The sequence below is a fragment of the Guptibacillus algicola genome (assembly GCF_020171805.1).
Classification (GTDB): Bacteria; Bacillota; Bacilli; order Bacillales; family Guptibacillaceae; genus Guptibacillus; species Guptibacillus algicola.
In genome coordinates this window covers 853,562-877,616 of sequence record NZ_JAIVAF010000003.1, presented here as the reverse complement: position 1 = coordinate 877,616, position 24,055 = coordinate 853,562, and the positions used below count along the sequence as shown (strand labels likewise).

Annotated in this window: 25 protein-coding genes; 2 read left to right on the top strand and 23 right to left on the bottom strand. The window is 41.9% G+C overall.

Features of this window, described 5'->3' with window-relative positions; genetic code table 11:
• Positions 1-127 precede the first annotated feature (127 nt).
• Positions 128-352 carry a DUF1128 domain-containing protein gene (locus tag LCM09_RS12120; RefSeq protein WP_224882062.1) on the top strand — a complete coding sequence of 75 codons (225 nt, stop codon included), beginning with the start codon at positions 128-130 and terminating at the stop codon, positions 350-352.
• Between the two features lie 37 nt (positions 353-389).
• Here LCM09_RS12120 and rnc read toward each other — a convergent pair whose 3' ends face one another.
• The 11 genes from rnc to LCM09_RS12065 all read right to left on the bottom strand — a co-directional run bounded on the left by rnc (position 390) and on the right by LCM09_RS12065 (position 10,745).
• Positions 390-1,181 carry a ribonuclease III gene (rnc, locus tag LCM09_RS12115; protein WP_318246511.1) on the bottom strand — a complete coding sequence of 264 codons (792 nt, stop codon included), beginning with the start codon at positions 1,179-1,181 and terminating at the stop codon, positions 390-392.
• 98 nt (positions 1,182-1,279) lie between these two features.
• Complete coding sequence (gene acpP, locus LCM09_RS12110; protein ID WP_224882060.1) at positions 1,280-1,513, bottom strand: acyl carrier protein; 234 nt, start codon at positions 1,511-1,513, stop codon at positions 1,280-1,282.
• A gap of 74 nt (positions 1,514-1,587) precedes the next feature.
• On the bottom strand, positions 1,588-2,328 hold the full coding sequence (gene fabG / locus LCM09_RS12105; RefSeq protein WP_224882058.1) for a 3-oxoacyl-[acyl-carrier-protein] reductase: 741 nt from the start codon (positions 2,326-2,328) through the stop codon (positions 1,588-1,590).
• A 2-nt stretch (positions 2,329-2,330) separates the two neighbouring features.
• Positions 2,331-3,272 (bottom strand): ACP S-malonyltransferase, encoded by a 942-nt coding sequence (gene fabD, locus LCM09_RS12100; protein WP_224882056.1) that lies wholly within the window; start codon positions 3,270-3,272, stop codon positions 2,331-2,333.
• Positions 3,272-4,273 (bottom strand): phosphate acyltransferase PlsX, encoded by a 1,002-nt coding sequence (gene plsX, locus LCM09_RS12095; RefSeq protein WP_224882054.1) that lies wholly within the window; start codon positions 4,271-4,273, stop codon positions 3,272-3,274. Before plsX ends, fabD begins: the two co-directional genes overlap by 1 nt.
• Positions 4,274-4,290: 17 nt before the next feature.
• Complete coding sequence (fapR, locus tag LCM09_RS12090; RefSeq protein ID WP_224882050.1) at positions 4,291-4,848, bottom strand: transcription factor FapR; 558 nt, start codon at positions 4,846-4,848, stop codon at positions 4,291-4,293.
• A gap of 121 nt (positions 4,849-4,969) precedes the next feature.
• Complete coding sequence (gene recG / locus LCM09_RS12085) at positions 4,970-7,000, bottom strand: ATP-dependent DNA helicase RecG (protein WP_404800832.1); 2,031 nt, start codon at positions 6,998-7,000, stop codon at positions 4,970-4,972.
• Positions 7,001-7,007: 7 nt separating this feature from the next.
• Entirely contained in the window at positions 7,008-7,895 is an 888-nt protein-coding gene (sdaAA, locus tag LCM09_RS12080) for an L-serine ammonia-lyase, iron-sulfur-dependent, subunit alpha (RefSeq protein WP_224882047.1), read from the bottom strand.
• A 20-nt stretch (positions 7,896-7,915) separates the two neighbouring features.
• Positions 7,916-8,578, bottom strand: a complete 663-nt coding sequence (gene sdaAB / locus LCM09_RS12075) for an L-serine ammonia-lyase, iron-sulfur-dependent subunit beta (protein ID WP_224882045.1) — start codon at positions 8,576-8,578, stop codon at positions 7,916-7,918.
• Positions 8,579-8,689: 111 nt separating this feature from the next.
• Positions 8,690-10,360 (bottom strand): DAK2 domain-containing protein, encoded by a 1,671-nt coding sequence (locus LCM09_RS12070; protein WP_224882044.1) that lies wholly within the window; start codon positions 10,358-10,360, stop codon positions 8,690-8,692.
• Between the two features lie 22 nt (positions 10,361-10,382).
• The gene (locus LCM09_RS12065; protein ID WP_224882043.1) at positions 10,383-10,745 is read right to left on the bottom strand and encodes an Asp23/Gls24 family envelope stress response protein; all 363 of its coding nucleotides are present in this window, start codon (positions 10,743-10,745) and stop codon (positions 10,383-10,385) included.
• A gap of 298 nt (positions 10,746-11,043) precedes the next feature.
• Here LCM09_RS12065 and rpmB point away from each other — a divergent pair, with 298 nt between their 5' ends.
• Positions 11,044-11,232, top strand: coding sequence for a 50S ribosomal protein L28 (gene rpmB, locus LCM09_RS12060; protein WP_224883001.1), 189 nt, complete (start codon positions 11,044-11,046; stop codon positions 11,230-11,232).
• A gap of 519 nt (positions 11,233-11,751) precedes the next feature.
• Here rpmB and spoVM read toward each other — a convergent pair.
• The 12 genes from spoVM to coaBC form a co-directional block, all read right to left on the bottom strand.
• Positions 11,752-11,835, bottom strand: a complete 84-nt coding sequence (gene spoVM, locus LCM09_RS12055) for a stage V sporulation protein SpoVM (RefSeq protein WP_224882999.1) — start codon at positions 11,833-11,835, stop codon at positions 11,752-11,754.
• A 98-nt stretch (positions 11,836-11,933) separates the two neighbouring features.
• Entirely contained in the window at positions 11,934-12,599 is a 666-nt protein-coding gene (locus tag LCM09_RS12050) for a thiamine diphosphokinase (RefSeq protein ID WP_224882041.1), read from the bottom strand.
• A complete protein-coding gene (gene thiT, locus LCM09_RS12045; protein WP_224882031.1) occupies positions 12,596-13,144 on the bottom strand; it encodes an energy-coupled thiamine transporter ThiT in 549 nt (182 codons plus the stop codon). Before thiT ends, LCM09_RS12050 begins: the two co-directional genes overlap by 4 nt.
• Before the next feature lie 73 nt (positions 13,145-13,217).
• Positions 13,218-13,865: a ribulose-phosphate 3-epimerase gene (rpe, locus tag LCM09_RS12040; protein ID WP_224882025.1), complete on the bottom strand. Its 648-nt coding sequence runs from the start codon at positions 13,863-13,865 to the stop codon at positions 13,218-13,220.
• A gap of 1 nt (position 13,866) precedes the next feature.
• Positions 13,867-14,754, bottom strand: coding sequence for a ribosome small subunit-dependent GTPase A (gene rsgA / locus LCM09_RS12035; RefSeq protein ID WP_224882016.1), 888 nt, complete (start codon positions 14,752-14,754; stop codon positions 13,867-13,869).
• 10 nt (positions 14,755-14,764) lie between these two features.
• A complete protein-coding gene (pknB, locus tag LCM09_RS12030; RefSeq protein WP_224882008.1) occupies positions 14,765-16,759 on the bottom strand; it encodes a Stk1 family PASTA domain-containing Ser/Thr kinase in 1,995 nt (664 codons plus the stop codon).
• Positions 16,759-17,511: a Stp1/IreP family PP2C-type Ser/Thr phosphatase gene (locus tag LCM09_RS12025; protein WP_224882006.1), complete on the bottom strand. Its 753-nt coding sequence runs from the start codon at positions 17,509-17,511 to the stop codon at positions 16,759-16,761. The genes pknB and LCM09_RS12025 overlap by 1 nt, the downstream gene beginning before the upstream one ends.
• Positions 17,512-17,564: 53 nt before the next feature.
• On the bottom strand, positions 17,565-18,902 hold the full coding sequence (gene rsmB, locus LCM09_RS12020) for a 16S rRNA (cytosine(967)-C(5))-methyltransferase RsmB (protein WP_224882005.1): 1,338 nt from the start codon (positions 18,900-18,902) through the stop codon (positions 17,565-17,567).
• Complete coding sequence (gene fmt, locus LCM09_RS12015) at positions 18,895-19,839, bottom strand: methionyl-tRNA formyltransferase (RefSeq protein WP_224882997.1); 945 nt, start codon at positions 19,837-19,839, stop codon at positions 18,895-18,897. Before fmt ends, rsmB begins: the two co-directional genes overlap by 8 nt.
• A gap of 1 nt (position 19,840) precedes the next feature.
• Positions 19,841-20,317 (bottom strand): peptide deformylase, encoded by a 477-nt coding sequence (gene def / locus LCM09_RS12010; RefSeq protein ID WP_224882003.1) that lies wholly within the window; start codon positions 20,315-20,317, stop codon positions 19,841-19,843.
• Between the two features lie 24 nt (positions 20,318-20,341).
• Entirely contained in the window at positions 20,342-22,741 is a 2,400-nt protein-coding gene (priA, locus tag LCM09_RS12005; RefSeq protein ID WP_224882001.1) for a primosomal protein N', read from the bottom strand.
• A complete protein-coding gene (gene coaBC, locus LCM09_RS12000; protein ID WP_224882000.1) occupies positions 22,738-23,946 on the bottom strand; it encodes a bifunctional phosphopantothenoylcysteine decarboxylase/phosphopantothenate--cysteine ligase CoaBC in 1,209 nt (402 codons plus the stop codon). Before coaBC ends, priA begins: the two co-directional genes overlap by 4 nt.
• Positions 23,947-24,055 lie beyond the last annotated feature (109 nt).

Genomic DNA, 24,055 nt, shown 5'->3' with positions numbered 1-24,055 from the left:
TATCATAAATTCCTATAGCCTACGATACAAGGCGTTATCCATGTTACAATAATAAAAGCTCAAAATGACCTTTCACTAAAATATTGGGTCAGAGCAGACAGATTGTGCAAAAAGGCAGGTGGTACGAATGGATCTATCTAACAAGACAGAAGAAAACCTTACGTTTATGGTTGAAGGCATTAAAGAAAAGCTTCAAGTCATTAACTCTTCCATGATCAAACCAGAATCTTTTGACCTCTCTACTTATGAAGACATTCACGAAATCTATACGATGGTCAATAAAAAAGATTCGCTAACACCAGGTGAAATGCAGGCGTTACTAGCAGAACTAGGTAAACTACGTACTGCTTAAATTGAAAACAGCACATAAGTAAAAAGAATCCTGTACATCAGGATTCTTTTTCATTACGTTCTTTTAAGTTAAGAAGCGCTTGTTCGGCAGCTTTTTGTTCAGCTTCTTTTTTCGATCGACCTACTCCAAGTCCCAGGTCAGCTCCGTTAAGTGTTACTTTGGACGCAAATTCACGATTATGCGCTGGCCCTTTTTCATCTGTAATGACATAGTCTATGACCCCAAGGCTTTCACGTTGAATGACTTCTTGTAGCTGGCTTTTGTAATCCATCACATGAGAAAAAGCACCGGCGTTAATTTTTGGATAGACGAATTTCTCTAGAAAGTCAAAGACGACTTCTATGCCTTGATCAAGATACAATGCACATACAAATGATTCGAACACATCGGCAAGAAGCGCTGGTCTTGCTCTGCCACCCGTCATTTCCTCGCCCTTACCTAGAAGCACAAGGTGTCCGAAATTGAGATCGTTAGCGAATTGGACAAGCGATGGCTCACACACGATGGCAGCCCTTAGCTTCGTTAATTCTCCCTCACTCATATTCGGATATTTTTCAAACAGGTACCGTGATATTGTAAGTTCAAGTACAGCATCACCTAGAAATTCTAGACGTTCATTATCCATCTGCGGATGCAGTCGATGCTCATTCACATACGATGAATGAGTAAATGCCTGGTAGAGAAGTTGTTCATTATTAAAGGAAACATTGATTTCCTTAAGAAACAAAGCGAACTTTTCTTTCTCAGTGTCCCCAACCACGAGTTGTCGTGAATGCTTAGGCTTAAAACGTCTTTTTGTTTTATGTGAGTGTTTGTGTGATTTGGACATAGATACCTCCACGACTAATCAATATCTTCTACATACAAAGGGAATAAAGCCCCGCGTTTACGGGGCCTTAATCCACAAATCCAGGAACATCCTGAACATTAATTTTGGCTATTTATGTAATCAATTACATCGCCAACTGTTACGATCTTCTCAGCGTCCTCGTCTGAGATTTCCATGTCAAACTCATCTTCAAGCTCCATAACTAATTCCACTACATCAAGGGAATCGGCACCAAGGTCATCTTTAAAAGAAGCTTCAGGTTTAACTTCAGCTGCTTCAACTCCAAGACGATCTACGATGATTTTTGTTACACGCTCTAGTGTATCTGCCATTATAACTCACCTCCCCTCAAGCTATTATAGGATATATAAAGTAAAAAAACTAGATGTACAATTTTTCTCTTCTGTTACATTACCATTCCACCGTCAATATGAAGCGTCTGGCCGGTGATATAATTCGCATCATCAGATGACAGAAACTTAACTGCTTTTGCAATATCCTCTGCAGCGCCAAGTCTACCAAGAGGAATCTGCCCCTTCATTCCACTCTTCACTTCATCTGATAATTCGTCTGTCATATCCGTTTCGATGAACCCAGGCGCAAGAGCATTAACTGTAATATTACGACTCGCAAGTTCTTTTGCTGTTGTTTTCGTTAATCCGATTACACCAGCTTTTGCAGCTACATAGTTAGCCTGCCCCGCATTTCCTGCAACACCAACAACAGAAGCCACATTAATGATGCGACCGTATCGCTGTTTCATCATTTGGCGAGTAACGGATTTCGTACAGTTAAAGACACCTTTTAGATTTGTATTGATTACGTCATCCCACTCTTGTTCCTTCATACGCATCAATAAGTTATCTCTTGTTATACCTGCGTTGTTAACCAATACTTCTAGGCTTCCGAATTCAGCAATAACTTCCTTCATCATTCCTTGGACTTCATCCATGTTCCCAACGTTTGCTTGGATTGCAATGGCATGGCCTCCAGCTGCTTTAATTTCGTCTACAACTGCGTTTGCTTTCGCTTCACTTCCAGCATAGTTAACAGCTACATTCATCCCTTCCGATGCAAGTTCGAGTGCAATCGCACGTCCGATTCCGCGAGATCCACCTGTTACGAGTGCCGATTTTTTCTCTGCCATGTTTATTCCTCCCCTAGCTTTTCTACTAATTGATCAAGCTGCTCTGGTGTACTCACAGCATGAACAAAAGCGCGACGATTTACTTTCTTCACAAGACCTGACAATACGTTCCCTGGACCAACTTCAATAAATCGGTCTACACCTAGTTCCATCAATTTTCGAATTGTGTCTTCAAAAAGTACTGGTGAATAAATCTGCTGCAATAAGTTGTTTTTGATTTCTTCTGCTGATGTACTAGGTTCTGCAGAAACGTTTGCAATTACCGGTACAGTAGCATCTGAGATCGTAATCGAATCTAAAATCGCAGACATTTTATCTGCAGCAGGTTTCATCAAGATTGAATGAAACGGTCCACTAACCTGAAGAGGAATGACCCTTCTAGCTCCTTTTTCTTTCGCTACTTCTGAAGCTTTCTCCACACCAGCTTTCGCACCAGAAATGACAATTTGTCCAGGGCTATTCAAGTTTGCTAGCTGAACTGTGTCAGTTGTTTCTGATACGTCTTCTACAATCGCCTGCAGCTCTTCACGATCCATTCCCATAATCGCTGCCATAGCACCTTCACCTGCAGGAACAGCTTCCTCCATGTAAAGACCTCTGTTTCTAACTGCATAGACAGCATCAGAGAACGATAGAGACCCAGAAGCGACTAGAGCGGAATACTCTCCAAGGCTATGCCCAGCAGTGTAATCTGCAGTAATCCCTTTCTCTCGTAAAGCTTCCAAAACCGCTACGCTCGCTGTTACAATCGCTGGCTGTGTGTTTTCTGTTTTCGTTAAAGTTTCCATCGGGCCATTCATGATTAGCTTAGTTAGATCATAATCAAGGCGGTTATCTGCTTCTTTGAAAATGTTTTCTGAAGCGGAATACACTTCACGAAAGTCATTCCCCATTCCTACCGCTTGTGCTCCTTGTCCTGGAAATAAAAATGCTGTTTTTCCCATTACTGATCTCCTTCCTGCTTCTCTTCAAGAGAAGATTTGATTTCAGTTACGACGTTTCCTGTTACCATCATTCTAGCCTGTTTAATTGCACTGAAAACTGCTCGTCCATTCGATGAGCCGTGCGCTTTAATCACTGGAGCGCGCAGGCCAAATAATCCAGCTCCGCCATACTCGGAATAGTCTAGTTTGTTTTTGAGGTTTTTCAATTTCGGCTTCAGCACTCCTGCTGCCATTTTACTTGTGAATGAGCTTGTAAGCTCTTCCTTCAGCATTGTGAACATCGTTAGTGCTGTTCCTTCGATTGTTTTTAGTACTAGATTTCCTGAGAAACCATCGCATACAACAACATCTGCTGCATTACTTAGAATATCTCTAGATTCAACGTTCCCAACAAAGTTTAATCCGCTTTCTTGTAGTAACGTGAAAGCTTGTTTACTGAGTTCGTTCCCTTTTCCTTCTTCTGTACCGATGTTCAGTAAGCCGATCCTAGGAGATTCAATCCCTCGGACTTTCTCAGCATATACGGAGCCCATGTGTGCATATTGAAGCAAGTGCTCTGGCTTTGAATCCATATTTGCACCTACATCGAGTAGTAGAAACCCTTTTTCATCGATGGTTGGAAGTGTAGGGGCCAGACCTGGTCTTTCGATACCTTCGATGCGACCAACATACAATAGGCCAGCTGCCATTAGGGCACCTGTATTTCCAGCAGAAATACAGGCATCTGCTCTTCCTTCTTTCACTTCGTTCACTGCTAATACCATCGATGCTTTCTTCTTTCTCCTAGCTGCACGTACTGGTTGATCTTCTGACGTTATGTATTCATCTGTATGTAATACTGTTATTCGCTCTTTACTGTCTGTTAGTAAGGGGTTGATTTGGTTTTCATCTCCAACGATGGTTACAGACAGATCTTTATAGGCTTCGAGTGCTTCATGAACACCATCTATGATTGCTTGCGGGGCGTTGTCTCCACCCATCGCATCTATTGCAAGTCTCATGTTAGTTCAGCATCCTTTCAGGGTTTGGTAGAGCGATACATGACAAACTCACCGGAAAATACGGTTTCGTTTTGAACGAAGCTATTAACTTCTACTGTCGTTCTTCCTTTACTATTGTCTGTTACGTTTGCTTTTGCTATAACTCGCTCTCCTTCGTTCACCTGTCTTGAAAAACGAATGTTAGCTTTCGCAGTTAAAGCGAGCTCGTCGTTGATAATCGCCACTGCTAGTGAGTTCGCCTGCGCAAACAGATGATGACCCCTAGCAATCTTGTTTCTAGAAAAAACATGCTCTGGTCTGATATCTAGAATTGAAATGGCACTTTCATCAAGCTGTAAATCAATCACCTGACCGATTACTTCTTCCATCGGGAGAGCTTTAACCTCATCAAACTGCTGCTGTGCAACATATTTGATTCGTTCTCGTAATTCAGGAATCGAAAGCTCGAGTCTGTCCAACCTTATCGTTTGAATGCTCACACTAAATTTATCAGCAAGATCTTCATCAGTAATAAAAGGTGTGTTATCAATGGTTTCTTTTAATAACCGTTGACGCTCTTTCTTGCTCCTTTTCATTTTCTACCGCCGCCTATCTAGCATTAATAAACGGATAAAGAGGATCGAATGATCCTCTTTATCTCAGTCTTATGACTAGGTCCTAAAACGTAGTATATAATGGCAGGCGTGATTTTGCAAGCTAATCAAGCTTTTCCCCGCTTAAAACGCCCTCGTTAGTTAAGTAGGTTCTAAGAGGTCGATAAGCATCGTCCTCCCAGAAAGCAGTAGATTCAACTAGTGCACTCGCATCATTACGAGCAACTTCAAGTACACGGTAATCATGAACGAGATCTGCTACTTTGAATTCTGGTAAACCACTTTGTTTCCTACCAAAAAAGTCACCTGGTCCTCGAAGTTCTAAGTCGCGCTGAGACAAAACAAAACCATCGTTCGATTCAGTCATGATCTGCATCCGCTCTTTCCCTACTTCGGATTTTGGATCAGCAAGTAAAATACAATATGACTGATCCTTCCCTCGACCTACTCGGCCTCGGAGCTGATGAAGCTGCGCCAAACCGAAACGTTCAGCATCATAAATAACCATAATCGTCGCATTTGGTACGTTTACCCCAACCTCCACGACCGTCGTTGATACTAGAAGCTGAACATCATTTTCACTGTAGGCTTCCATTACAGCTTCCTTTTCATCAGAAGTTAATCTTCCATGCATTAATCCTACCTTGTAATGTGGAAGCGCCGTTTGCATTTGTGCGTGAACATCGATTGCATTTTGCACATCGAGCTTCTCTGATTCCTCGATCAGAGGACAGATTACATAACCCTGACGACCTTGATCGAGTTCTTTCGTCACAAAATCGAGCACGCGGGAAAGCATATCTGGTTTCGCCCAATATGTCTCGATTGGTTTTCTTCCGGCAGGCATTTCATCGATCGTCGAAACATCCATATCTCCAAACACAGAGATGGCGAGTGTTCTAGGTATCGGTGTCGCCGTCATATACAGAACATCAGGAGTCAATCCTTTTTCTTTTAGCACCCTTCTCTGCATAACACCAAAACGATGCTGCTCATCAGTAATGACTAAACCGAGATGCTTAAACACGACTTCGTCTTGTATGAGTGCGTGCGTACCGATCAATAGATCGATCTCCCCAGCTGCTAACCGCTCAAGCAGCTCTCTTCGCTTCTTCCCTTTTACAGATCCTGTCAGTAACTCTACGTTCAGTCGATCTCCTAGAAGATCTTCAAATGACTCAAAGTGCTGTTCAGCAAGGATCTCAGTTGGTACCATAAGAGCTCCTTGATTTCCAGAAAGGTACGTAGCATACAGCCCGATCGCAGCGACTACAGTTTTACCGGAGCCAACATCACCCTGAAGCAAGCGATTCATTCTGTATGGACTTTGCATATCTTTTAAAATTTCTTCGACGACTCGATTCTGTGCACCAGTTAGTGGGAAGGGTAGACTACTAATAAACGCTTCTAAATCACTTTTTTTATACACATGAGAGGAGCCCTTCGTATTTTCCCTCTCTCTCTTTCGAAACAACTGCATCTTCAACTGAAATTGAAGTAACTCTTCGTAAACAAACCTTCTTCTCGCCTGTTTCAAGTGGTCATGAGATTGTGGAGCATGCATGGTTTCAACAGCTTCTCTTTTATCCATCAACTTGTATCGTTCAAGCATTTGAGGAGGTAAAGATTCTTCAATTTCATGTGAAAATTGTTTAAGGGCGAGTTGGATATACCGTTTTATCGCTTTTACCGTAATATCTCCACCAACAGGATAAACAGGCTCGATCGTACCATCTGGGTCATGACTAGAAAACGTAATCTCAGAAGCGGAAAGGGTCATCTTATGCTGGTCCCACTTTCCTGTGACGGTAACTGTCTGACCGAGCGTGAATTGTTTTTTTAGAAAAGCGCGATTAAAAAAAACGGCTGTAATGAGGAACCTTCCCACTAACAGCCTTACAGACAGTCTAGATTTCTTCTTTCCGTAGTATCGAACGACAGGTTCACTATGAACTTTCCCTTCGAGCGTAGCACGTTCTTCATGCTTTACGTCAGCTAGATCTTTCAGTTCATAGTCTTCATATCGAAAAGGGAAATACTCTAGTAGATCGGAGACGCTATTGATCCCGATCGATGATAGAGAAGCAGCTTTCTCATCACCTATACCTTTTATTTTCGTGACTTCGCTCAACATCATTCACTCATTTCTTATCTAGAGATACTCCAAAAATTCTGGCTTCTAATTCTCGCCCTGTCGGGGTAGCTGCTAAGCCTCCTTGCGCAGTTTCACGCAGTGCAGATGGCATCGTTTGTCCAATCTTATACATTGCGTCGATTACTTCATCACAAGGTATGCGGCTCGTTATTCCAGCGAGTGACATATCCGCAGCTACAAGAGCGTTCGAAGCTCCCATCGCATTTCGTTTAACGCACGGTACTTCTACGAGCCCTGCTACAGGGTCACAAACTAAACCAAGCATATTTTTAAGCGCGATCGCAAAAGCATGTGAAGACTGCTCAGGTGTCCCTCCCATTAGCTCTACGATAGCAGCAGCGGCCATCCCTGTTGCTGAACCTACTTCAGCCTGACATCCTCCAGCTGCTCCTGAAATGGAAGCATTGTTAGCAACAACAAACCCAAAAGCTCCTGATGTAAAGAGATAGCGAACCATTTGCTCTTTCGTTGGGTTGATTTTTTCTCTAATCGCAAATAATGTTCCTGGTACAACTCCCGCTGATCCTGCCGTAGGTGTTGCGCAAATTGTTCCCATCGCGGCGTTTACTTCATTCGTTGCCATCGCCTTACTTACTGCGTCTAACATCGTTTCCCCTGAAAGTGACTTCCCTGACTTCAAGTAATTTTGAAGAAGAACAGCGTCTCCACCTGTTAAGCCAGAATGAGAGCGAACGTCTTCAGTAATGCCTCGCTCAACCGCTTGTTCCATAACCTCAAGATTTCTTTCCATCTGACCAACGACTTGTTCACGCGTTGAACTTCTTACGTCCATTTCTTGTTCAATCATAATTTCTGAAACTGGTACATTTCTAGATTGGGCAAGCTCAACTAATTCTGCTACATTACGAAACATAGCTATACCTCCTATTTACGTTACTCACTTATTTTTGCTACTTGGAGAATATTCGGAAGCGATTCGACTTCATCAAGAACAACTTGTGGAATGTTCTGATCAACTTCGATCGTCATGAGAGCTTCTTTCCCCTTCTCTTTCCTTGAAACATTCATATGACCGATATTGATTTCGTGCTTCGCTAGTAAGTTAGACACGCCAGCAATTGCACCGAACCGATCATTGTGAACGACGAGTATCGCAGGACTGTTACCAGATAAGCCAAGCGCAAATCCATTTAGTTCGATCACTTCCATCTTTCCACCGCCGATTGAGATCCCTACTAGTTCGAGCTCACCTTTGTCATCTTTCAGATGAACTCTTGCAGTGTTCGGATGATCTGTGACCGCATCCTCCTCTATGAAGCGCACTTTAATCTTTTTCTCTTTCGCTATTGTAAGCGCATTCACAATTCGTTCATCGAACGTATCAAAATCAAGGACGCCACCTACTAACGCCACATCTGTACCGTGACCTTTGTATGTTTTTGCGAATGAACCATATAAAGAAATCGTTATACTTTCTGGTTCTCGACCAAATAGGTGTCTTGCAACTCGTCCGATTCTTGCTGCACCTGCAGTATGAGAACTTGAAGGCCCGATCATGACAGGACCAATAATATCAAAGACGCTGCGAAACTTCACATCGACTCCACCTTTCATTATGTACACGGTGTGAACACGTGGTTCATAGATTACAGAAAAAGAAAACCTGGCATGTGCCACGTTTCTTTTTCTGCTTAATACCTATTAGCTTTATTCTACAGAAACAATGTAAGGATAGATTGGCTGCTTGCCTTCGTGAAGCTCAACTTCAACTTCTTCAAAGTTCTCTTCAATGAAAGAAACAAGACGTTCAGCTTCTTCCTTATCGGTATCTTCTCCGTAGATGATCGTAATGATCTCATCATCTTCACCGACCATTGATTGAAGGAGTTCTTTTGCAACTTCAAATCGATCTGATTCAGAAACAACGATCTTTCCATCAGAAATGCCCATAAAGTCATCTTTCGATATTGAAACACCATCGATTTGAGTGTCTCTAACCGCAAACGTGACTTGACCTGATTTCACTTCAGACATGCTGTCTTTCATAGCTGTACCATTTTCTTCAATGTCAGCAGATGGATTGAATCCAAGTAAGCTTGCTATTCCTTGAGGAACCGTCTTTGAAGGAATGACTACGACATTCTCTTCAACCACAGAAGCAGCTTGCTCTGCTGTCATTACAATATTGCTATTGTTCGGAAGAATGATGATATTATCAGCGTTTACTTCCTCGATCGCCTTTACGATATCTTCTGTACTAGGATTCATTGTTTGACCACCAGAGATTACGTAACTTGCACCTAGACTTTTAAACAATTCTGCAATGCCATCACCCATCGATACCGTGATGATGCCATATTTCTTTCGCTCAGCAGAAACTGGTTCAGGTGAAGATTTCTCTTCGTTAAGAATAGCCGAATGTTGCTCACGCATATTCTCTATCTTAATCTTGATCAAGCTCCCGAAGTTCTGTGCATATGTCATGATGTTACCAGGGTATTCCGTATGCATATGTACTTTGACAAGATCGTCATCTGAAATGACAAGTAGAGAATCACCATGCTTGTCTAATTCATTTCGAAACGATTCTTCATCGAAAGGAGATTGTTTCAGTTTGGAATCTTCTAGATGAACCATAAATTCAGTACAATATCCGAATTCAATATCTTCTGTCTTCATGTGACTTTGCGCGCCTTTGTGGTGCTCAGCACGAACGAGCTCTTCCATCTTTTCTTCTTCAAGGGAAACGTCAGGAGCTTCTTTTCCTTCAAGAACAGCAAGGAACCCTTCATAAATAACAAGTAGACCTTGACCACCAGAGTCAACTACTCCAACTTCTTTTAGAACAGGAAGCAAGTCAGGCGTACGTTGAAGAGAAGCTTTTGCTTCCTTTACGACAACTTGCATAAGCTCGATCATATCTTCTGTTTGCTTAGCGGATTTCACTGCTTTTTTTGCAGCATCTTTCGCTACAGTTAAAATCGTTCCTTCAACAGGCTTCATTACGGCCTTATAAGCCGACTCCACACCGTTGTCTAGGGCAGCCGCAAATTCAACTGGTCCAACTTCACTTTTGTTTTCGATCGCTTTTGAAAACCCTCTGAATAATTGCGAAAGAATTACTCCTGAGTTTCCGCGAGCACCCATCAACAAACCTCGTGCAAATAAAGATGCGACATCTCCAACTTTTTCGGAGCTGCTTTTCTTTACCTCGTTAGCACCAGACGTAATAGTTAGGTTCATATTTGTTCCCGTATCACCATCAGGCACAGGGAATACGTTTAGGGCGTCAACCATTTTTGCATTCTTAGATAGGTTGTTTGCACCTTCAACAACCATATGCGCAAACCGCTTACCGTCAATCCTCTTAATTGTCACAGACTGTTCCTCCTAACTCCACTTAAGGGTTCGTAACTCTGACCCCTTGTACGTAGATGTTTACAGAATCTACAGATAGTCCGAGCATTTGGTCAAGCTGGTACTTTACTTTTGTTTGAACGTTATGAGCAACTTCTGAAATTTTTGTACCATAGCTCACGATAATATACATATCGATATTTAGTTCCTCTTCTTCTCTGCGAACTACTATCCCTCTGCTAAAGTTATCTTTTCCCAACAATTCTGTAATACCGTCTTTTAATTGCTTCTGAGAAGCCATACCCACGATACCATAACAATCTATTGCTGCGCCACCTGCAATTGCAGCGACGACCTCAGTAGAAATATCAATTTGTCCATATTGGGTTTTCATTTCGATTGACATATTTGTTCCTCCCTTAGCGATTTGGGTGCTGACCAATGTTCCATTCTATCTTAACTACTAACTCTTGATGCTAAATGAATTAAGAATACATCCTGTACAGAGCTAATGTTATTTTACTACAATATTACTTATTTTAAAAGTTCATCCTTGTAAAACACTAGTATCATCACTTTTAGGTGTTAAGTTTTTTTCTTGATAACCCTTGTTCTTTGTCTTGCATTCACTACACCTACGTGATACTATAGTGGAGGATTTATCCTGCACTTCTTGTGCAATGTAGGACAGTAAGGAGGTTGAAATAATGGCTAAATGTGCAATCACTGGCAAAAAGACTGCGTTTGGTAACAAGCGTTCTCACGCGTTGAATACAACAAAACGTAAATTTGGTGCTAACCTTCAAAAGGTACGTATCATGGTTGATGGTAAACCGAAAAAAGTATATGTTTCTGCTCGTGCCCTTAAATCAGGTAAAGTAGAACGCGTATAATTGAAACAAAAAAGCACCCATTAGCGGGTGCTTTTTTTTGTGTAAGCTTGTTGTAATCTAGATGATACGCTCCCAATGCCGTTGGAAACACCTCTTGCTTTCCTGTGGACGAACGTCCAAGCCTCAAAGCGAACAAAGACCGTCCACTCTGAGACTTGAACGCCCGTTGGACCACGGGAGTCAAGAGGTATTCACTCCTACTAGAGTACATTCAATCAAAGTTAAACTTTCCGACCTATTACGCTAACAAACTTTTCAGCGCGTCATTTTGAGGTGGTTTATTCTTGGCTTATTCCTTCATATTAAAGCAGATTGAAGCGGAAGGATGCTCGACTCCTGCGGGACATACGGGACAGGTGAGATCCCGCAGGAGCGTGCGACGAGGAAGCTCACCGCCCTCCCCGCGGAAAGCGAGCATCCTGGAGCGTAAATCACCACTATTTTGTTGGCCGATTCCTTAGACTTTCTCAACAGCCTGACACAAAAAAAGCACCCGCTAACGGGTGCTTTTTTTGTATGTTATTCATTCTTACGAAGAGATCCAAGAATCGCCCTTACAAACCCACCAAGAAACTTAGGTAGTTTAATCGTATAGAACTTCATACTTCCCCCTCCTCAAAAGTCAAAAATGGAGCCCAGGATAAAACAATATGAGATTATAATATTCTTTACTATTATATTCGCCGAAAAGAAAATATACCCTATTCCTGCTGTTCGGCGTCCGAACTTCTTACCACCATAAGTATGCCTTCAGTAAATGAATAAGACCCATTTTCCTCGACCAATTCATTGCTGATACATAAACTTGAACCCCACTCTAACACTTTATCAGTAAGCGGAAACTTAAATCCTTCAAGCGTTAAACCTTGCACTTCAGGAGTGAACGATAAAAATGAAGCATAGGGATAACGCGCTTCTTTTTTTATTGAATAGTGCCCTGGCGATTTAAGTTGAAGCCTGTTCTGGCGATCTTCAAGCTTCACGCTTACACCAGCTTTTAACCCTTTAATCAACATCTGTACATTCATCCAACTATGATCTAGCCTTCCGCCCGTAACACCGAAGAGAATGATTTCTTTCGGCTGTTGATCGATCGCCCAATCGAGCGCAAGTTCAAGGTCAGTATGATCCTTCTCAGAAGGATATACGTTAAATGAGAGGTTATGAGTTTCCATCCACTCTCTTTCGCTAGGACTAACAGAATCAAAATCGCCAAATCCTTGTTCTGGAGTAATCCCGTTCTTTAAGAGCGTGTACACTCCTCGATCAACACCGACCCACCTAACATCTGGTGTAGATTTAAGCAAGTTTTGAGGTAAGTCCGATAGTGGTCCACCTGCTACTAGATAGATAACTTCGTTCTTCATTGATGATGAACCATCTTTGGTGACGTTGATGAAAGTAGTGCTAACACAACGATCGATACGGCTGCTGCTGGAAACAAGTAAGAAGCATTATAAAGAAATGAGTACAGTGCAACGGGCGTTCCTTCTGGCGCCATATCCCCAAACCAGATGACACCTGATAAAAAATGGGTTACCAACCTAAATAGTGATCCGACAAAACAGCCTATCGCAATCTTTGTGATTCGTTTTTTCTTTGTTTTATCTGCTGATACACTAAATAGTCCAGCTAAACCAACAACCATGAAAGCAATAGGGTAATCTAATAGAAATTGAATGGGATGTACGTAGAAAGGCGCAACGAGTAAGGGCTGCAACAACCCTACGAGTAATCCTGTAACAACACCTGCTCCTACACCTCTTCTAAATGCGATCAAAAAGATGGGTACCATCGCTAGAGAAACTGAACCACCGTTTGGCCATAAGCGAATAGAAAACAAATCAAGGATTACCCCTATTCCTGCCATCAGGGCAATCTCGAGAAGTAAAACAAGTCGATTATGATTCATGAACATCTACTCCTACTAAATAATTCGTATATTTACCTTTACAAAAAAACAGCGGGCATGTTGCCCGACTGCTTTATGATTGACGAAGGCTTTCAATCGCTGCTTTACGATCTTCTTGGTTATAAACGGCTGATCCTGCAACAAGAACAGTCGCACCAGCTTCGATACATTTCCTTGCTGTCTCGGCGTTCACACCTCCGTCGACTTCAATTTCGGGAGAAACCCCTAATTCGTTCGCAAGCTTTGCCGTTTCAGCAATTTTTCCAACCACTCTTTCAATGAAAGCCTGTCCACCAAAGCCAGGATTGACTGTCATCAAGAGAACGAGGTCTACGTCTTCGATCACATGTTTGATCGCATCAACAGGTGTTGCAGGGTTAATGACAACTCCCGCTTTTACACCTTTACTCTTTATTAACTGGATCGTCCTGTGAAGATGAGGGCACGCTTCAGCATGGACAGTAAGAATGTCTGCTCCTGCATCTGCAAACTCTTCAATATAGTTATCAGGGTTTTCAATCATAAGATGAACGTCGAGTGGCAGATTCGTTACAGGGCGAAGCGCTCGAACGATCGGTGCTCCTATCGTAATGTTTGGAACGAAGTGGCCGTCCATAACATCTACATGGATGTAATCTGCTCCACCTGCTTCAACATCCTTCACTTCTTCTCCAAGTTTTGCAAAATCTGCAGAGAGGATTGATGGTGCAATTTTTATCATATTAATACCTCCGTTTTTGATCCTTAATCTCAGTGAAGAATGAGGAATAATGGTCGTAACGATACGCCTTTATTTCTCCTTCCTCTACTGCCGCTTTTACCGCACATCCTGGTTCTTTCATATGAGTGCAGGCTCTAAACTTACATTCGTTAGTTTTTTCTCTAATCTCAGGGAAGTAGAGCCATAAATCATCTGCCTCGATTCCTCTGAAATCTAGAGAACTAAAGCCTGGTGTGTCAGCGACTAATCCAGAGCCAAACGGAATTAGCTCAACATGCCTAGTCGTATGCTTTCCACGCCCGAGATGAGTCGATATATCACTTGTATCTAAATCCAAGTCAGGATTAATCGCATTAAGAAGCGAAGATTTACCGACACCAGACTGTCCCGCAAACACAGTGACTTTATCAAAAAAGTGTTGTTCGATTTCTGAAATACCTGACAAACTTTGTGCTGAGTTCATCAATACATCATAACCGATTTCACAATAGTCCTTGCTGTAATTCTGTATGATTTCTTCCTCGGATTCTGAAACAAGGTCCATTTTTGTTATGCAGATGACTGGCTTTATATCACTCGCTTCGATGTGAACAAGAAACTTATCAAGTAGCTGCGTATTAAATGTAGGCTGCGTAGCTGAAAAAACGAGAAAAGCCTGATCGATATTCGCGATTGGTGGTCGCACTAGTTCATTCTCTCTTTTCTTTACTTCAAGAATATAGCCATCTGTTTTGTTCTCCGCTTCGTATACAACATCATCACCAACTAAGGGTGTGATTTTGCGTTTTCGGAAATTCCCTCTACCTCTGCACTGATAGATCTCTTTGTTCACTTCATCCTGCACGTAATAAAAGCCACTTAACGCTTTAATAATTCTTCCATCTGCCATGTAGGACTCCTTACTCATTTTTTGCGTATTTTTGTTTTGCTTCATCATACGTAATATTCTTTGACTGGACTTCTTCTCCATTATCAAAGACTTTGTATGAAGCGTAATCTCCAGGGTTGATCGTCAATTCAAATTCAAACTTACTATCCTTTTCAACTTCTTCAACAATTTCTGCATTCTCTGTTTTAGAGTCTCGATAAATAATTTCGATTTGATGTTTTTCTTTGTCTTTCACTTTTACTTTCACTTCTTCAGTGAAAACAACCTGCTCTTCTTCAGGCTCTGGCTCTGGCTCTGGTTCTGGCTCTGGGCCTTTGGAAAGTGTAACCGTAACAGTTTCACCTTCTTTTATGCTTGTGGCAGTACTTGGTGATTGAGCCATAACAAGGCCTTCCTTGACCGAATCACTAAACTGAGCTTCATCATAGGCAATCTTAATTTTTCTTTCTGCAGCGTAGGCTTCAACCTCTTGCTTCGTTTTGTTCGTTAGTTCTTGCAACGCAAATGGTTCAGGTCCCAGGCTATACCAAATGACGATACGATCTTCTGTTGGGAGCACCATCTTACCCGCTTCCGGACTCTGGTCATAGATTTCCCCCTCAGGTTCATCACGATACTCGTCTTCGAACTTAACATTTTCGAAACCAAGACTTTCTAATTCAGCTTCCACTTCGTCCTTCGACTTGCCAATATAATTGCCAAGCTCAGTTTTTTCTGCACCTTTACTTACATACAAAGTCACCTTACTATTTTCTTTCACCATTGAACCTGCCCCTGGATTTTGACTGATCACGTCATCCTCATCCACATTTTCATTAAACTGTTCTTCTTTCACAGCAGTGAGGTTGTTTTCGATTAAAGCTGTCCTAGCATCATCGTACGTCATTCCAGAAACATCGGGTACTTCAACATCTGGCACGTAAAAAAGATCTGGCATAAAAATAAACGCGAGTGCCCCTGCCCCACCAAGAAGAAGTAAGATCAAGAAAATAATCGTTACAACTTTTCCAGCTTTCTTCTTCTTTTTCTTTTTCGGCTCAGGATCTTCGCCTTTTTCTTCACTTTTGACTTTTGGTTCCGATTTCTCACTCTTACTTTGAGTAGGTTCATTTGGAACAACAGGCGCTAAAACCTTTGTTGCTTCTTCATCATCGTCACGAGAAGACAGCGGGGCATCATACACTTTTGTTGGATCGAGTGCGTTGTCTAACGCATCATAGAACTCTTGTGCGTTTTCATAGCGCTGATGGGGTTCTTTTGCCATCGCTTTTAATATGATTTGTTCAACATTTTTAGGTAAAGATGTATTGATCAAACTTGGTTTTGGAAAGCGATCCTGTAGATGTTTTAAAGCAACAGAAACAGGAGAGTCACCTGAAAACGGTAAAACGCCTGTCACCACTTCATACAGTACGACCCCTAGAGAGTATATATCTGACCGTTCTGTAGCAGCCCCGCCTCGCGCTTGTTCAGGGGAAAAATAGTGTACAGACCCTAGTACAGAATTTGTATGGGTAATCGTAGCTGATGTCATAGCCATCGCTATACCAAAATCAGTGACTTTCGCTTCTCCGTATTCATCGATCAAAATATTATGAGGTTTAATGTCGCGATGAATGATTTGATTTTCGTGTGCATGTTCAATCGCTGACGCAATTTGTTTAACAATATCGATCGCTTCTACGATCGGAAGGGCACCTCTGTCACGAATACTCTGCTTTAACGTTTTCCCTTCCACATATTCCATTACGATGTAATGATAATCTTCATCCTCACCTACGTCATAAATCGAAACAATATTTGGATGATCAAGGCTTGTTGCGGATTCTGCTTCTCTTCTAAACCGCTTGATAAATTCATCGTCTTTCGAGAATTCAGGTCTCAGCAATTTAACAGCTACAATCCGATCTAGAATTAAATCACTAGCCTTGTACACGATTGCCATACCACCATCACCGATGATTTCTAACAATTTGTACCGGCCGTTAATATGTTTTCCTAGCATTAGCTTTCACTTCCTGAAGACATAGAGTTCTCTATGACTGCAACAGTAATGTTATCTTCTCCACCTGCTTCATTAGCAAGCGTGATGAGTTTTGTCGCTTTCTCCTGCAGTGAAATACCAGAATACATAACCTCGTTAAGCGTTTCGTCTGATAGCTTATTCGTTAACCCGTCTGTACAAAATAATGCAGCTTCATCCTTACTCCATTCGAAGGTATGAATATCGACTTTCACCTTGTCATCAGTACCTAATGCACGTAATAAAACGTGCTTTCTAGGATGGTCCAGAGCCTCTTCTTCTGATAATTGACCATTTTTCACAAGCTCATTCACTAGGGAATGGTCGCTTGTTTTCTGATGCACCTGTCCATCTTGTATCAAGTAAGCCCTACTGTCACCGACATGGCCAATCGTAATAAAATCTTCTGTACATACAGCAGCGACTAACGTTGTTCCCATCCCTGCGTATTCTTTGTTGTCATTCGAATAAGATAATATCGTTTCATTCGCCTCTTTAATGTTATGTAAAAGCCAAGCTTCCGCTCTTCCCGGGCGAAAGCCAGCTTTCTCTTTTTGCCAATTAGTTTGAAGGCATTCTACTGCCATGGAGCTTGCTATATCCCCTGCACGATGGCCGCCCATTCCATCTGCCACAATCACAAGGTACTCACCAAGATTATTTTGAATAGCATTGGTACTGTCTTCATTGTAAGCCCTGACCTGTCCGCGGTCTGTCAATGTTACAGCTTGCATGTGGTCACCCCGTCTCTTTTATCCACTATATAGGTTCTTTAAGCAAAGCCTGTTTAGCTATCTTTGGTCAACGTTGCAATATAGAAACCATCTGTTCCAAAGTAGTGAGGTAACAGTTGGAGCTCCCCTCCATCAACATAAGCCTCTACCTTCTTTGGAAGTCGTTCTTTCATTGTTGTATCAAATGAAAACTCAGGATGCTCTTTAAGAAATGATGCTACGATTTCCTGATTTTCAGCTTCTTCTATTGTACACGTACTATAAACCAATTTTCCACCAGGTTTTACAAGAGAAGCCTGTGAATCCAAAATTCCCCTTTGAACAGACGTAATCCTTTCGACGTCCTCAGGTTTTTTTGACCATTTGATGTCTGGCTTTCTTCTCAGCACACCAAACCCTGTACATGGTGCATCAACAAGAATGCGATCAAACGAATTTCCTTCGAATTCATCAGTTACAAGACGACTGTCTAGTGCTTTCGCTTCCACATTCGTAAGTCCTAGACGTTCTGCTTGTTTCTTTATAAGCTTAATTTTATGGTCATGAAGATCAAGAGATTGAACGTACCCTTGTCCTTGTAAGCGTTCAGCGATATGGGTAGTCTTTCCTCCTGGAGCTGCACAAGCATCAAGAACCGCTTGACCAGATTCAATATCGAGTGCTCGTGCTACAAGCATCGAGCTTTCATCTTGTATGGTGACTTCTCCTCTTTTGTAAACATCTGTTTCGATTAAGTGACCTTGAACGACTTTAATGGCGTCTTCTGAAAGCTCACCTTTTATAACATCTAAACCAGCTTCAGATAAATCGTTCAACACGTTATCGACTGTTGTCTTCATCGTGTTCACCCTTGCTGTCACATAAGGTGCTTGAAGGTTCTCATCACACATCGCTTCTGTCTCAGCTATTCCAAATTGCTCAATCCAGCGCTGCACGAGCCATAGCGGATGACTTTTCTCTATTGAAATTCTTTCAGCATCATCTGAAATGGAGCTGAAATCTTTAAGACCCTTTCGTTGCACATTACGTAGGACTCCGTTCACCATGCCGCTGATTCCCTTATGTCCACGTTTCTTCGCAATTTCTACCGCTTCATGGATAACCGCTCGATCAGGAACGCGATCGAGGTATGTCATTTGATAAAGTGATAGATGTAAAAGAGAGATCACCCAAGGCTGTATCTTCTTACGGTTTGTTAAAAAGTCATCGAGATAAAAGTCGAGCGTCTTCTGGCGCTGAATCGTACCATAAACGATTTCAGTTAAGAGACCGATATCTTTTCGATTCAATTTATGCTTGTTAATCGTTTCATTCAACAACAAGTTACTGTATGCCTGGTTTTTGTTGATCTTTTCGATTACGTCTAATGCCGCTTCTCTCACATTAGTCATGTTGCTCACCAAATAGAGACCCTTTTTCAAACGTACGGCCCTGTAAATATTGTGAAGCGCTCATTCGCTTTTTGCCAGCTGGCTGTATTTCAGTGAGTTTAATCGCTGTCGTATTCCCAGTAGCTACTACAGGACCGTCAGCTTCCGTATAGAGAACAGTGCCTGGGGTAGTTTGTTCTTCATTTTCCACTTTTTCACCCCACCAGACCTTCATTACATTGCCTTCATAGTGTGTAAATGCCACCGGCCAAGGATGGAGACCACGGATCTGGTTATAAATTTCTTCACCCGTTTTGCTCCAGTCAATTCTTTCAAGGTTCCGCTTGATATTTGGTGCGAACGTTGCTTCTTCATCCTTTTGCTTCACTGGAGTGATGTTGCCTTTTAATAACTCAGGTATCGTTTCTTTCAAGAGCTGTGCGCCTGACACGCTAAGCTTGTCATGAAGGATACCAGTGTGATCACGCTCATCAATCGGTACAACAGATTGAGTTAGGATGTCACCTGCATCTAATTTCTCTACCATATACATGATGGTGATGCCTGTCTCTTTCTTACCTTGAAGAATCGAATAATGGATAGGCGCACCGCCTCGAAGCGCAGGTAATAAGGAAGCATGCACATTAATGCATCCGTGCTCTGGTGCATCAAGCAACTCTTTCGGTAGAATCTGTCCGAATGCAGCCGTTACAATCAAATCAGGCTTAAGGTCAAGAATTTCCTTGAGTTGATCTGGTTCTTTCACTTTCTCAGGCTGTAAAACTGGTAACCCATGCTTTTCTGCAGCTACTTTAACAGGTGGTGGAGTTAGCGTTCGCTTCCTTCCTTTCGGTCGATCAGGTTGTGTAACTACACCTGAAATGGTATACCCTTCCTCAACCAACATATCTAAAACAGGGACTGAAAAATCTGGCGTTCCCATAAAAACAATATTCATATTATCGCTCACTTCCTTCCGCCTCTAAATCCACGTATCTTATCACTTTTTCAGTAAATAGAACGCCGTGAAGATGGTCGATCTCATGCTGTATGGCTCTTGCAAAGAACCCTTCTGCTTTTAATTTGAATTCTTTTCCGTTTCGATCTTGTGCAGTTAGAACGATGCGATAGGGACGTTCAACTTCACCGAACAAGCCTGGGAAGCTTAAACACCCTTCGAGATCCACCTCGCCTCCAGTTGCTTTTTGAATCACAGGGTTTATGATTTCAAGCGGCTCTTCTTCACGAGTATCGATCACTGCAACTTGCTTCTCGATTCCGATTTGTGGAGCAGCAAGACCGACACCTTCTGCATCGTACATTGTTTCAAACATATCATCTAATAGGTGATGGAGATTGTCATCAAACGTTTTGACAGTCTCACATTCTTTTTCTAGAACTTCATCTGGGTGTAACACAATTTTTCTTATAGCCAAATTATTTCTTCCTTTCGAACAAGTCTACATCATCATGTAGGGCTGCGTATCTATCGTAATCTGAAGTTGCCCTCGCGTCATTTCTTTCGCGTAATGTTTTTGAATTTCTTTTAGAGAATGATGCAATTTTGGTTCAGTTTTGTATTTTATCATGCATTGATAGCGATATCTATCTTTAATCCTTGGGATTGCTGATGCTACGGGGCCTAGGACAACACATTCCGGAGACAGGTTCGATTTAAGAAAGTCCGATATCTTTTCTGTCACATCGACTGTTTTTGTTAATTCTTCATGTGAAATGTTCACCATGGCAAGAAAATAGAAAGGTGGATACCCATATTGCTTTCTCATCACCATTTCACGCTGATAAAAAGAATTGTAATCATGCTTCGACGCTAGTTCGATACTATAATGTTCAGGAGTATAGGATTGTACAACGACTTCACCTGGTAAGATATGACGACCAGCGCGACCACTTACTTGAGTAAGGAGTTGAAAGGTCTTTTCAGATGCACGAAAATCAGGGATGTGAAGCATAGCATCTCCTGCTAGTACCCCTACGAGGGTCACGTTAGGAAAATCGAGTCCTTTCGCAATCATCTGCGTTCCTAGTAATATATCAGCTTTTCCTTCACCAAATTGTGTAAGAAGCTTCTCGTGAGAGCCTTTACGCCTCGTTGTATCAACATCCATCCTAACTACACGTGCTTCTGGTAGGATTTTCGTTAATTCTTCTTCAACTCGCTGTGTACCCGTACCAAAGAAACGAATATGTTCGCTTTCACACTCAGGACATGATGATGGAAGTGGTTCTTCAAATCCACAATAATGACAACGCATCGTCCCGTTAATCTTATGGTAAGTTAAACTGATATCACAATGAGGACACTCTACAACAAACCCACAATCTCGACACATGACGAATGTTGAATATCCTCTTCTATTTAGAAACAGAACACTTTGCTCTTTTTTCATCAATCGGTCCTGCAGTTTGTCGTAGAGCTCATTCGAAAACATGGAACGATTACCTGATCTTAGCTCTTCTCTCATATCGACGATCGACACTTCAGGCATTTGTTGATTATTGACGCGATGAAGTAGCTCCAGTAAAGAGTATACGCCCTTCGTCGCTCGTGCATAGGATTCGAGTGAAGGTGTTGCACTTCCTAATACGATTGGACATTTGTGATTTTCCCCACGCTTAATCGCAACATCTCTCGCATGATAGCGAGGGTTTTCTTCTTGCTTATAGCTTCCTTCATGCTCTTCATCAATAATGATGATACCGAGATTTTTGAACGGCGCGAATACGGCTGACCTTGCACCTACGACTACCTTTACTTCACCACGGTGAATCTTTCTCCACTCGTCGTACTTTTCGCCTCGAGACAGCCCACTGTGCAACACAGCAACATTCGATCCGAACCGACTTTTAAAACGGTTTACCATCTGAGGGGTAAGTGAGATTTCGGGTACAAGAACAATCGCTTCTTTACCATCATTTAAAACTTTGTGGATCGATTGAAGGTAGATTTCAGTTTTCCCACTACCTGTAACGCCATGAATTAAGAATGTGCGATGCTGATTGTTTTCTATGCTACTTAAGATCGGTGTGATCGCTTCCTGCTGGAGGTCGGTTAACTCTAGCGGTTCAGAAGGAGCAAAACTTCTTCCTTCATATGGATCTCGATATAGCTCGACTTCTTCTTCTTTCAAGATAGATTTAGATACAAGTGCTTTGATCGTTGATCGAGTGGTATCTAACGTCCCCATAAGCTCTTTGTAAGAAACGGCTCCTTTATGATCAATAAAATATTGAATGATTTCCTGTTGCTTTAAAGCACGTTTTCCCATCTTTTCTTTTTCAATTGAAAGCTCTTCCCCATTTAATTGAGTGGAAATGGCTAATTGAGTTTTGGGGGCTGTTTTTTCTTTTACGTCGTACCTTACTTCTAGTTCATCGTTCTTGATCGCTCGATTTAAGTCTTTATGGGTAAAGTGGGATAAGAATTCATCCCATTTGATTCCGTTAGAGGAGAGCATCCTGCCCCAAGCAGCCTCTTCATCAAAGTTTTGACCTGGTATAACCGTTTTCGTTACGTTTGCTTTCATCGCTGCTGGCAACATTGCCTGAAATGCAGACACAGCATAGCAAAGCGTCTTTTCTGTTAACCAGAAACCTAAATCTAACAGTTCTGGTGTTAATACAGGTGTAACGTCCTTTATTTCTTCTAATTCTTTTAGTTTGTCCAGTTCCGATTCCTGTTCGACACTAATGACAAAGCCTTGAATTTTTCGTGGCCCGAATGGCACGACCACCCTCATTCCCGGTTCAATAAGGTCTTCTAAGGCTTCTGGAATCGCATAATCAAACAAGCGATCTGTTTGATTTGCAGGAACATCGACGATTACCCGTGCAATCATCGAAAATCGCCGTCCAGTCGGATCGCTTCATCGAGGATTTTGTTTGCTACATCATGCTTCGATTGAAGCGGAAGGTGGATCTGTTCTCCGTCTTTTCTAATCAACGTCATGATGTTTGTATCCTTATCGAACCCCGCACCTTCACTCGTGATGTTGTTTGCACAAACAAGGTCGAGATTTTTCTTCTGAAGCTTCTTCCAAGCGTATTCTTCGACTTTTTCTGATTCTGCAGCAAACCCAATAAGCACTTGATTGTCTTTCTTCTCTCCTAATGAAGATAAGATATCCTTTGTACGTTCCATCTCGATCGCAATCGAATCATCTGATTTCTTAACTTTCTCTTTTGATACCGTAATTGGGCGATAATCAGCAACGGCTGCTGCTTTAATAATGATATCTGCTTGCACTGATACTTCCATTGCAGCGTGGTACATCTCATCAGCAGTTAAGACATCGATTCGGTTTACACCTGCTGGCGTTGTAAGTTGAACGGGCCCTGCAATCAATGTGACTTCCGCTCCTCTTAATGATGCTTGTTCCGCTAATGCAAATCCCATTTTCCCAGAAGAATAATTCGTGAAATACCTAACTGGGTCAACAGGTTCACGGGTAGGTCCTGCAGTAATCATAACGTGCTTACCTTTGAGGTCTCTTGTATCTTCATTAAAATACGTTTGCAATGTTGATAAAATATCCTCTGGCTCAGCCATACGGCCCTTGCCTACATAGCCACACGCTAATAATCCTTCTCCAGGCTCAAGAAAATGACAGCCAAATTCTTTTAACACTGCCATATTTCGTAAGACAGCGGGGTGCTCATACATATGTACATTCATTGCTGGTGCTACAAAGATTGGAGCCTGTGTAGCTAATAGGGTAGTAGACATCATATCGTCTGCAATTCCATTCGATAACTTTCCGATCATGTTTGCTGTAGCAGGTGCTATGAGAACGAGATCTGCCCAATCCGCAAGGTCGATATGAGCAACAGAGGATGGATCTTTTTCTTCAAACGTGTCAGTATAAACATCATTTCTAGAGAGGGTTTGAAATGTGAGAGGTGTTACAAATTGAGATGCTGAATCTGTCATCAAAACCTTAACCTCTGCACCTTCCTGGTATAGCTTGCTTGTAAGTGCAGCTGCTTTGAAAACCGCAATACCACCACTTACACATAGCATTATTCTTTTTCCTTTCAGACTCATTTTATTTCACCTTCCATCATACTAGTTAACATAATAATGTTACGGTTTACTCAAGATAGCTGTTTTCTTTTATGAAAAAAATAACAACCTATTCTCATAGGTTGTTACT

What these genes read in the sequence shown, in the direction of transcription:
- LCM09_RS12120 (WP_224882062.1), top strand. Translation starts at nt 128, where the DNA reads ATGGATCTATCTAACAAGACAGAAGAAAACCTTACGTTTATGGTTGAA.
- rnc (WP_318246511.1), bottom strand. Translation starts at nt 1,181, where the DNA reads ATGTCCAAATCACACAAACACTCACATAAAACAAAAAGACGTTTTAAG.
- acpP (WP_224882060.1), bottom strand. Translation starts at nt 1,513, where the DNA reads ATGGCAGATACACTAGAGCGTGTAACAAAAATCATCGTAGATCGTCTT.
- fabG (WP_224882058.1), bottom strand. Translation starts at nt 2,328, where the DNA reads ATGGCAGAGAAAAAATCGGCACTCGTAACAGGTGGATCTCGCGGAATC.
- fabD (WP_224882056.1), bottom strand. Translation starts at nt 3,272, where the DNA reads ATGGGAAAAACAGCATTTTTATTTCCAGGACAAGGAGCACAAGCGGTA.
- plsX (WP_224882054.1), bottom strand. Translation starts at nt 4,273, where the DNA reads ATGAGACTTGCAATAGATGCGATGGGTGGAGACAACGCCCCGCAAGCA.
- fapR (WP_224882050.1), bottom strand. Translation starts at nt 4,848, where the DNA reads ATGAAAAGGAGCAAGAAAGAGCGTCAACGGTTATTAAAAGAAACCATT.
- recG (WP_404800832.1), bottom strand. Translation starts at nt 7,000, where the DNA reads ATGTTGAGCGAAGTCACGAAAATAAAAGGTATAGGTGATGAGAAAGCT.
- sdaAA (WP_224882047.1), bottom strand. Translation starts at nt 7,895, where the DNA reads ATGTTTCGTAATGTAGCAGAATTAGTTGAGCTTGCCCAATCTAGAAAT.
- LCM09_RS12065 (WP_224882043.1), bottom strand. Translation starts at nt 10,745, where the DNA reads ATGTCAATCGAAATGAAAACCCAATATGGACAAATTGATATTTCTACT.
- spoVM (WP_224882999.1), bottom strand. Translation starts at nt 11,835, where the DNA reads ATGAAGTTCTATACGATTAAACTACCTAAGTTTCTTGGTGGGTTTGTA.
- LCM09_RS12050 (WP_224882041.1), bottom strand. Translation starts at nt 12,599, where the DNA reads ATGAAGAACGAAGTTATCTATCTAGTAGCAGGTGGACCACTATCGGAC.
- thiT (WP_224882031.1), bottom strand. Translation starts at nt 13,144, where the DNA reads ATGAATCATAATCGACTTGTTTTACTTCTCGAGATTGCCCTGATGGCA.
- rpe (WP_224882025.1), bottom strand. Translation starts at nt 13,865, where the DNA reads ATGATAAAAATTGCACCATCAATCCTCTCTGCAGATTTTGCAAAACTT.
- rsgA (WP_224882016.1), bottom strand. Translation starts at nt 14,754, where the DNA reads ATGGCAGATGGAAGAATTATTAAAGCGTTAAGTGGCTTTTATTACGTG.
- pknB (WP_224882008.1), bottom strand. Translation starts at nt 16,759, where the DNA reads ATGCTAGGAAAACATATTAACGGCCGGTACAAATTGTTAGAAATCATC.
- LCM09_RS12025 (WP_224882006.1), bottom strand. Translation starts at nt 17,511, where the DNA reads ATGCAAGCTGTAACATTGACAGACCGCGGACAGGTCAGGGCTTACAAT.
- rsmB (WP_224882005.1), bottom strand. Translation starts at nt 18,902, where the DNA reads ATGACTAATGTGAGAGAAGCGGCATTAGACGTAATCGAAAAGATCAAC.
- fmt (WP_224882997.1), bottom strand. Translation starts at nt 19,839, where the DNA reads ATGAATATTGTTTTTATGGGAACGCCAGATTTTTCAGTCCCTGTTTTA.
- priA (WP_224882001.1), bottom strand. Translation starts at nt 22,741, where the DNA reads ATGATTGCACGGGTAATCGTCGATGTTCCTGCAAATCAAACAGATCGC.
- coaBC (WP_224882000.1), bottom strand. Translation starts at nt 23,946, where the DNA reads ATGAGTCTGAAAGGAAAAAGAATAATGCTATGTGTAAGTGGTGGTATT.